General features: G+C 68.5%; 9 protein-coding genes and 1 pseudogene. 3 read left to right on the forward strand and 7 right to left on the reverse strand.

Annotated elements, in window-relative coordinates:
* Positions 1-51: 51 nt before the first annotated feature.
* The 3 genes from N5079_RS09380 to N5079_RS09390 all read right to left on the reverse strand — a co-directional run bounded on the left by N5079_RS09380 (position 52) and on the right by N5079_RS09390 (position 2702).
* A complete protein-coding gene (locus tag N5079_RS09380) occupies positions 52-1605 on the reverse strand; it encodes an alpha/beta hydrolase (RefSeq protein WP_261583201.1) in 1554 nt (517 codons plus the stop codon).
* Positions 1606-1777: 172 nt separating this feature from the next.
* Entirely contained in the window at positions 1778-2119 is a 342-nt protein-coding gene (locus N5079_RS09385; RefSeq protein WP_261583202.1) for a winged helix-turn-helix domain-containing protein, read from the reverse strand.
* Positions 2106-2702 carry a hypothetical protein gene (locus tag N5079_RS09390; protein WP_261583203.1) on the reverse strand — a complete coding sequence of 199 codons (597 nt, stop codon included), beginning with the start codon at positions 2700-2702 and terminating at the stop codon, positions 2106-2108. The genes N5079_RS09385 and N5079_RS09390 overlap by 14 nt, the downstream gene beginning before the upstream one ends.
* Before the next feature lie 220 nt (positions 2703-2922).
* Here N5079_RS09390 and N5079_RS09395 point away from each other — a divergent pair, with 220 nt between their 5' ends.
* Positions 2923-3723: an inositol monophosphatase family protein gene (locus tag N5079_RS09395; RefSeq protein WP_261583204.1), complete on the forward strand. Its 801-nt coding sequence runs from the start codon at positions 2923-2925 to the stop codon at positions 3721-3723.
* 27 nt (positions 3724-3750) lie between these two features.
* Here the strand turns inward: N5079_RS09395 and N5079_RS09400 are convergent, their stop codons facing one another.
* A complete protein-coding gene (locus N5079_RS09400; RefSeq protein WP_261583205.1) occupies positions 3751-4494 on the reverse strand; it encodes an RDD family protein in 744 nt (247 codons plus the stop codon).
* The gene (locus N5079_RS09405; RefSeq protein ID WP_261583206.1) at positions 4425-4817 is read right to left on the reverse strand and encodes a winged helix-turn-helix transcriptional regulator; all 393 of its coding nucleotides are present in this window, start codon (positions 4815-4817) and stop codon (positions 4425-4427) included. The genes N5079_RS09400 and N5079_RS09405 overlap by 70 nt, the downstream gene beginning before the upstream one ends.
* Positions 4818-4969: 152 nt before the next feature.
* On the opposite strand from N5079_RS09405, the gene N5079_RS09410 reads away from it, so the two are divergent.
* Both N5079_RS09410 and N5079_RS09415 read left to right on the forward strand, forming a co-directional pair.
* The gene (locus N5079_RS09410; protein WP_261583207.1) at positions 4970-5158 is read left to right on the forward strand and encodes an NAD-dependent epimerase/dehydratase family protein; all 189 of its coding nucleotides are present in this window, start codon (positions 4970-4972) and stop codon (positions 5156-5158) included.
* A 10-nt stretch (positions 5159-5168) separates the two neighbouring features.
* Complete coding sequence (locus N5079_RS09415; protein ID WP_261583218.1) at positions 5169-5816, forward strand: NAD(P)H-binding protein; 648 nt, start codon at positions 5169-5171, stop codon at positions 5814-5816.
* Between the two features lie 167 nt (positions 5817-5983).
* On the opposite strand, the pseudogene N5079_RS09420 reads toward N5079_RS09415, so the two are convergent.
* A pseudogene (locus tag N5079_RS09420) lies at positions 5984-6751 on the reverse strand (alpha/beta hydrolase).
* Positions 6752-6780: 29 nt separating this feature from the next.
* The gene (locus tag N5079_RS09425; RefSeq protein WP_261583208.1) at positions 6781-7419 is read right to left on the reverse strand and encodes a phosphotransferase; all 639 of its coding nucleotides are present in this window, start codon (positions 7417-7419) and stop codon (positions 6781-6783) included.
* Positions 7420-7523 lie beyond the last annotated feature (104 nt).

Below are 7523 nucleotides of genomic sequence, written 5' to 3' on the forward strand. Positions count from 1 at the left end.
CGCGGACCGTCGGCTGATTTCCTGCTCGTTGCGGCGGTTAGAGGCCCCGACTCAGTGCGTTCCGGGGCAGGTGGTGCCGTTGGCGGGCACTCTTCCGTTCAGGAGGTAGCCGTCGACGGCCCCCTGGATGCAGGCATCCCCGGTGGGGTAGGCGCCGTGGCCCTCGCCCTTGAGCGTGAGCAGCACTCCGGAGCCGAGCTGCTGGGCCAGCGCGGGAGCCCAGGAGTAGGGCGTGGCGGGGTCGCCCGTGTTGCCGATCACGACGATCGGCGGCGCGCCGGGGGCGTCGACCTTGTGGGCGTTTTCATCGCCCTCTACCGGCCACCCCGTGCATGACATGGCACGCCAGGCCAGGGTCGGCCCGAAGACCGGGGAGGCTTTCTTGAACGCGGGCAGCGCCTTGGCGATGTCCCTCTCGGTGTAGCGCTGGGGGGTGCTGGCGCAGTAGATGGCGCCGGAGACGTCGAGGTAGTTGGTGTAGTGCCCGTCGGGGCTCCGCTGGAAGAGAGCGTCCGCCAGGGACAGCAGGATCGTGCCGTCGCCGGCGGCCGCGCGCTCGATGGCCTGTGTGAGCAGGGGCCACGCGTAATTGGAGTAGAGCGCCGCGAGCACGCCGGCTTCGCCGAGGCTCTGGGTCAGCTCGCGCCCGCTGTCGGTGGCGAGCGGCCTGCCGTCAAGACCGTCCAGCAATGCGGCGATCTTCGCGGTTACCGCGTTCTTCGTCGTCCTGGCTCCCGGCTGCTGGGCGGCCCACCGGCTGTAATGGCCGAGCGCCCGTTGGAAGCCCGCCGCCTGCTCGAGGAAGAACCGCACTGGGTCAAGCTTCGTGTTGACGGCGCCGTCCAGGACGACGCGGCCGACATTGGCGGGGAAGAGGTGGGCGTAGCCGGCGCCCAGCCAGGTCCCGTACGAGAAACCGAAGTAGTTGAGCTTCCGCTCTCCGAGCGCGGCCCGCAGCACATCCATATCCCGCGCGGCGCTGACCGTGCCGACGTACGGCAGGACCTTGCCGGACCGTTTCTCGCACCCCTCGATCAAAGCCCTGCTCGCGGCGCGGAAGGCGGCCCGCTCCCCGGCGTCGTCCGGGCTGGCGTCCACCGCTGCCCAGGCGTCCTTCCACTTGTCGTCCACGCAGGTCACCGGGCTGCTCCGGCCGACCCCGCGGGGGTCGAAGCTGACCAGGTCATAGCGGGTGCCGAGCTTGGCGAACTGGGCCGCGACGCCGCCGGTGAACGCGTCGATCCCGGATGCGCCGGGGCCGCCGAAGTTGAACACCAGTGACCCGAGGCGGTGGGCCTGGTCGGTGGCCCTGACCCGGATCAGCGCGACCTGGATCGTCTCGCCGTGGGGTTCGGCGTAGTCGAGCGGCACCGTCAGCTTCGCGCACTCGAGACGTTGAGGCTGCGGTTCGCCGGGCCGGGCGACCGGCGGAGTGGGGCACGCGGCCCAGGTCAGCGGCGCCGGGTGGTACGGCTCCGCCGTACCGGCGGCCACCGCTCCGCCCTGCCCGGAGCCGGTGATCGCGCCGGCCGCGAGGACTATCACTCCCGTCGTCGCGATGGACGCGCTCAGGCGATTGATGATCGATTTGCCAGTGAACAGCACGAGCTGTTCTCCTTTCCGTTGGAAGGCATGCGCGCGTAAGGACACGCCCGAGGGCGTGGTGTGCGGCTTTCCATCTCGTGGGCTGCCGAGTTGCCGCTCGGCGGCCCACATCACAATGGTCTTCGAGTGCGTTTCAGCGCTACGCGCCTGAACGCGACGACCTATCTCAGGCTTATTCCTGGAGTTCCGGAAGTTCCCGCAGGGATTTCTCCGAGAAGTTCCTCAAGCGTTCCAGCTGGTCCCAGTGATGGGCGATGCGCTCCTTGCCGATCGCCGTCAGCGTGACATTCGTGTTGGGCTTCCTGTTCACGAATCTCTTCTCGATTGTCACCAGGCCCGCCTCTTCGAGCTTGGTGAGGTGGCTGGAGAGATTTCCCTTGGTCAGCCTCGTGGCGCGCTGCAGGAAGACGAAGTCGGCGTCTTTCACCGAGGACAGCACCGTCAGGATCGCCAAACGGCCCGGCTCATGGATCAGCCGATCGAGGATCGGTTCGTCGTCGTTATTCCCCGGCATCGCTGTTCCCGTGGTCCAGGTCGCCTGCGGGCCCGAAGGTGCGCCTGAGTGCGCCGTGGTCGAAGATCCCCGTCGCGATGGTGGCGATCCCCGCGAGGATCAGACCCACGTTGATCTTGGCGTCGGCTCCCACGCGGCCCCAGATCGGCACCAGGCCGGCCACCAGCAGAGAACCGCAGATGATCACGTGGTGCGCTCTCAGCCGCACTTTGACGGCGTAGGCGAACAGCATGATCAGAGCGAACGCGGTCGCCGTCCCGCTGACCGGCAGATCTGACGTCCAGTCCAACCGCACCCCGCCGACGACCACCGCCGCGTCGACGAGGGTGACGACGACGGCCCTCACCTGCGCCGTCGTTGACGGAGTGACCCGCCCGTAATTCGCGCTGTAGTAGCGCGTGATGAGCAGATATGCCGCCCCCGCCAGGACCATCGCGCCCACGAACACCCAGACGTGACGTAGCGGGCCCCATTGCAGATTGCTCAGCCCGGCGAGGACTAACAAGATCCCCGCCGGAATGGAGAGAAGACCTCGCATATAGGAGTAGATCACCGCCGCGGACTCCAGGCTCTTGCGTTCCATCTTCCCACCCTCCCAAACTTGTTGGTCCTGCAAACCGTACCTCTCAGCGCCACATCTGCCAACCAGTTTGTAGTACAAACCTTGAAGCCTGTCGGACGGCTTGGCCGCGGCTGCCGGCCGCGCGTGGTCCCCGAGTGGACTTCGCGCCAGGCCGTACGGCCGGGGGCATGGGGCTGCCTCATGCCGTCGTGGTCGTGAAGGGTGCGCAATGATCGTCGGCATGCGTGATGACCTTGTGCTGGCCCAGCGAGCCGCCGTTGCCGGCGCGGCGGTGGGGCTGCGGTATTTCGCACGCGTTCAGGAGCTTGCCCGGCAGCAGAAGGCCGATGGCTCGGTGGTCACCGAGGCGGACCTGACCGTGGAGGAGGAGGTCCGCCGTGTGTTGCGCGCCGAGCGACCGGCTGACGCCTTCATCGGGGAGGAGACCGGTGAGCTCGGCCAGGGGCGGCGACGCTGGATCCTCGACGGCATCGACGGAACGCTCGTCTTCGTCCAGGCCGACGATCGCTGGCAGACGTTGATAGCCCTGGAGGAGGACGGTGAAGTCGTCATCGGGGTCGCGGTCGTTCCGGCCCAGCGGAGGCTCTGGTACGCCGCGCGCGGCCAGGACACTTTCGTCGCCGACCTCGTTGATGGGCGGGTGAGCGGCGAACGGCGTCTGCGGGCGGGGAAGCCGCCCTCGGCGCTGCGCTCGTGCCGGGTGGCGGTCCTCCCGCCGATCGACATGATCCCCGCGCGATATCGGCCCGAGGTGGACCGGCTGGCGGACGCCGCCGTGGTGACCGGCTGGTCCGCGCACGGCGCGCTACTGGTGGCTTCGGGGGAGCTGGACATGGCGGTGCAGGTTGGCGGCAAGCTCTGGGACTACGCCCCGCTGTCGCTGATCGTGACCGAGGCCGGAGGCCGTTTCAGCGGGGATCGCGGGCAAGGGCATCCCGTCACCGGCACAGCGGTCTTCTCCAGCGGTGGGGCGGTGCACGTGGCCGCCTGCGCCATCGTGGCCGGCGGCACAGGCGGATGATTACGGGCCCCGACCGGACCGGCCGGGTCAGCGGGCGAGCAGCGTCGAGACCACTGCCACGATCACGAACAGGGCGAGCAGGATGCCCAGGCCGATGAGAAGGCCTGACCGGCCGGAAGGGCTCTGGCTCCTATGGGGATCCCGCAGGTCGATCACGACGGTCTTGGCGATCACATCGTGGAGGCACCGCCTGTCGGAGTCCGCGAAGATCCACAGCGCGTCGACGAGATAGAGAACCGGCCCGAGATAGGGGATCCCCGTCAGTAAGGGGTGGACGAGCGCCCGCAGCCCGGAATCGCGAATGCCGGGCGCTTCCCCGGTCGCGCTGGACACGACTTTCAGCCGGCAGAGCCGCTTTCCGAGCGTCTGGCCCCACCGGGCGTGCAGCAGCCAGAAGTAGATGGTGAAAAGGATGGTCCCGGCGACCTGGACCGGCCACCCGGGGTGTCCTGTGTAGGGGTCCAGGAAAGTGGTCAGAACAGACCTTCCAGAGGCTGAAGTCTCCCTGTGAAGGGGCAATGTCAATGGCGCGGTGGCGAGAGCGTAAATCACTCCGTCAATGAAGTGAGCGGCGAATCGATGACGCCTGGCGGCGAGAGGCTTCGCCACACGCGGGAGGGAGGTGATCGTCACGCGGGCCAGTGTGCCGGAAGTGGTCTGACGCCGGAAGTGGTCTGACGCCGGAAGTGGCGCAGCGCGCCCTATCGGGCCGGCTTGGTGTCGTAGTCGTGCCGGGCCTGGTCGACTCTGCCGAGGTTCGTGGTGGCCCATTCCGCGAGATGGGCGAACAAAGGGGCGAGGCTGCGGCCCAACTCGCTGATCTCGTACTCCACCCGAGGGGGGATCTCCGGGTGGTACGTGCGCACGATCAGGCCGTCGCGTTCCAGTTGGCGAAGCCTCTGGGTCAACACCTTCGGCGTGATCGTGGTGATCCGTCGTTCCAGCTCAACGAACCGCTGCCGGCCGTGCGCGTGGAGGGTCCACAGGATCGGCGTGGTCCACCGGCTGAACACGATGTCCACGACCGGGCTGATCGGACAGGCAAGCTCGGGATCGGTCGTCGCGGTCGTCGTCCAAGGTGCGCTGCCGTCCACGTGGATCCCTCTGACATAGCCACTTTCCTCTAGGTACCTACTATATCTGCGGTGTTAGCGTCGCCGGGGTCGCGGTGAGGCCACCCCGCTTCGCGACGTTCTCGCCCCACTCGGGGCGTGGACCACCACGATGAACCACCTGGGAGCTTTTCATGATCGTAGTGACGGGAGCGACCGGCAACGTCGGCCGATCGCTCGTGCGGGCCCTCGCGGCAGCCGGTAAAAACGTGACGGCGGTGTCCCGCCGGGTCTCCGGCGGGGACGTGCCGGAAGGCGTCCGGCACCGGCAGGCCGACCTGACCGCACCCGAGAAGCCTCCGGGCCGTCTTCGACGGCGCTGACGCGCTGTTCCTGCAGAACGGCGGCGCCAGTGCGCATCTGCTGAGCCCGCGGGACATCCTCGACGTCGCCAAAGCCGGCGGAATCAGACGGGTCGTGTTGCTGTCCTCCCAGGGAGTCGCGACCCGGCCGCAGTCGGCCTCCCATGGGGACGTGGGACGATCCATCGAGGACGCCGTCCGCCAGTCGGGCTTGGACTGGACGATCCTGCGGCCTGGCGGCTTCAACTCCAACACCTACGCCTGGGCCGAGTCGGTCCGTGCCCAACGGACCGTCGCCGCGCCGTTCGGTGACGTCGGCCTGCCGACCATCGACCCGGCCGACGTCGCGGAAGTCGCCGCCGCCACCCTGCGCGAGGACGGTCACGCCGGGCGGATCTACGAGCTGACCGGGCCCGCCCTTACGACACCCCGGCAACAAGCCGAGGCGCTCGGCGACGCGCTGGGCGAGCCGATTCGGTTCGCCGAGCTGACCCGCGACGAGGCCCGCGCGCAGATGCTGCGGTTCATGCCGGAGCCCGTGGTCGAGACCACCCTCGCCATCCTCGGCGAGCCCACTCCAGCCGAGCAGCGTGTCAGCCCCGACGTCGAGCGGGTCCTCGGCCGCGCGCCCCGCACCTTCGCCGACTGGGCCCGGCGCAACACCGCCGCCTTCCGGTAGGACCTGAGCTGCCGGCCTGGGCCTGACCGCCGGAGAACACCCGAACGAAACCGGCCGCCAAGGGCGCTCGATGGCGGCGTCGCCACGCGTCGCCGCCGCCATCCGTCGTGTAGCCGTCCGTAACGGTCGCTACGCAAGAGGGTTTCCGGAGGGGCAGGCTTGATCCATCACCGGTGAACCAGCGCTGCGACGTCGGCGAACAGCCGGTCATGGGCGGCGGCCTCATGAGAGGTCAGGTCCATGTTCTGGATGAACCCGTGCACGAGTCCGGCCTCCTGCCGGTGCACCACGCGCGCACCTGCCTGGGCCAGCCGCCGGGCGTAGGCGTCGCCTTCGTCGCGCAGTGCGTCATGCTCGGCGGTCACGATGAGTGCGTCCGGCATGCCGTACAGATCGGACGCCAGAAGAGAGCTCGCCTGAGGGCGCACGGCGGGATCAGGGGTCCACTGCGCGACGGTCCAGGCGAGGAAGTCGGCGTCGAGCCCGTGTCCGGAGCCCTTCTCCTCGACACTGGGCTGCGACAACGTCAGGTCCGTGTTGGATCAAATAAGGATTTGTACGGCAGGCAGCGGCTCCCCGGCATCCCGCAGCCGCAGGCAAGCCATGGTCGCCAGGTAGCCGCCCGCGCTGTCGCCGGCGATCGCGACCGGCTGGGCCCAGCGCACCACCTCGGCCACGTCGTCGATGGCCGCGGGGTACGGATGCTCAGGCGCCAGCCGATAGTCCACCGCCAGGACTTCCACGTCACAGGCGTCGGCGATGCGCCGGCAGGTCCGGTCATGGGTGTTCAGATCACCGATCACCCAGGCGCCGCCGTGCGCGAACACCATCAGCGGCCGCTTCTCGCCCGAAGGCCGGTAGTGGCGCAACGGCAGGCCGTTCGGGCCATCCGCTCCCGAAGATGTCCCCAACCCCAAAGTAGGTCTTGATTGCACCGTGGTGCCTCGCAGACCTCATAGCGGTCTCACGGTAGGAGCGCCAGAGCCTCCTCGGTGTTGTGCTCGGCGATCGACTGCATGAACGACCGGTCGGGGAAGTCTCCGTCGAGGAGGCGCAGCGGACCGGCCACCAGCGACAGGCGCATCGCGAGCATGAACAGATCGATGCGTTGCGGATCGAGACCGGGCTGGGACAGTGCCGCGTATCGCTCGCCGAAGCGGAGCTGGAGGAAGACGTGCTCCCACTCCACGTCGAAGTACATCAACCCCTCGATGTCGATCAATACAGCGTGTCCGTCACCGTCGACCAGGACGTGGTCAGGACCCAGCTCTGAGTGGATCAGCCCGTACTCCGCGCGCGGGGTCACCCGTGCAGCCAGTTCCTGCAGCCGGTCGCCCAACGCGCCGGCTGCTGCTGCGATCCTGCTGCCCCGGTCCGCCGCCTCCTCCAGGTCCCGCAACGCACGTTTGAGCACCAGGGCCTCACACGAGGCGCCGCCCGCTGTGACGTTCTGCTCCAGCAGGTCTACCCGGCCATACCGGGGGCCGTGGTGGCGGTGCATCACCTTGAGCATCCCGGCGAGGTCGCCCAGGGCAGCCGCCGCACGGGCGGGATCAGTGTCGAAGAGCCCCTCGAGCGGGCCGCCACAGACGTCCTCGACCACGGCGACATCGCCGGGTGCGGGACTGTAGAACTTTCCGGGACAGACCTACAGGGGAGCTAGAGCGGCGTCCGAGGTGGCGGTCTGGAGCAGCTCGCGCGACGGGC

The organism is Planotetraspora sp. A-T 1434 (assembly GCF_025420585.1).
In the GTDB taxonomy this organism is placed as follows: Bacteria; Actinomycetota; Actinomycetes; order Streptosporangiales; family Streptosporangiaceae; genus JAOEGB01.

What these genes read in the sequence shown, in the direction of transcription:
- N5079_RS09400 (WP_261583205.1), bottom strand. Translation starts at nt 4,494, where the DNA reads ATGGGCCACCACGAACCTCGGCAGAGTCGACCAGGCCCGGCACGACTA.
- N5079_RS09410 (WP_261583207.1), top strand. Translation starts at nt 4,970, where the DNA reads ATGATCGTAGTGACGGGAGCGACCGGCAACGTCGGCCGATCGCTCGTG.
- N5079_RS09390 (WP_261583203.1), bottom strand. Translation starts at nt 2,702, where the DNA reads ATGGAACGCAAGAGCCTGGAGTCCGCGGCGGTGATCTACTCCTATATG.
- N5079_RS09385 (WP_261583202.1), bottom strand. Translation starts at nt 2,119, where the DNA reads ATGCCGGGGAATAACGACGACGAACCGATCCTCGATCGGCTGATCCAT.
- N5079_RS09395 (WP_261583204.1), top strand. Translation starts at nt 2,923, where the DNA reads ATGCGTGATGACCTTGTGCTGGCCCAGCGAGCCGCCGTTGCCGGCGCG.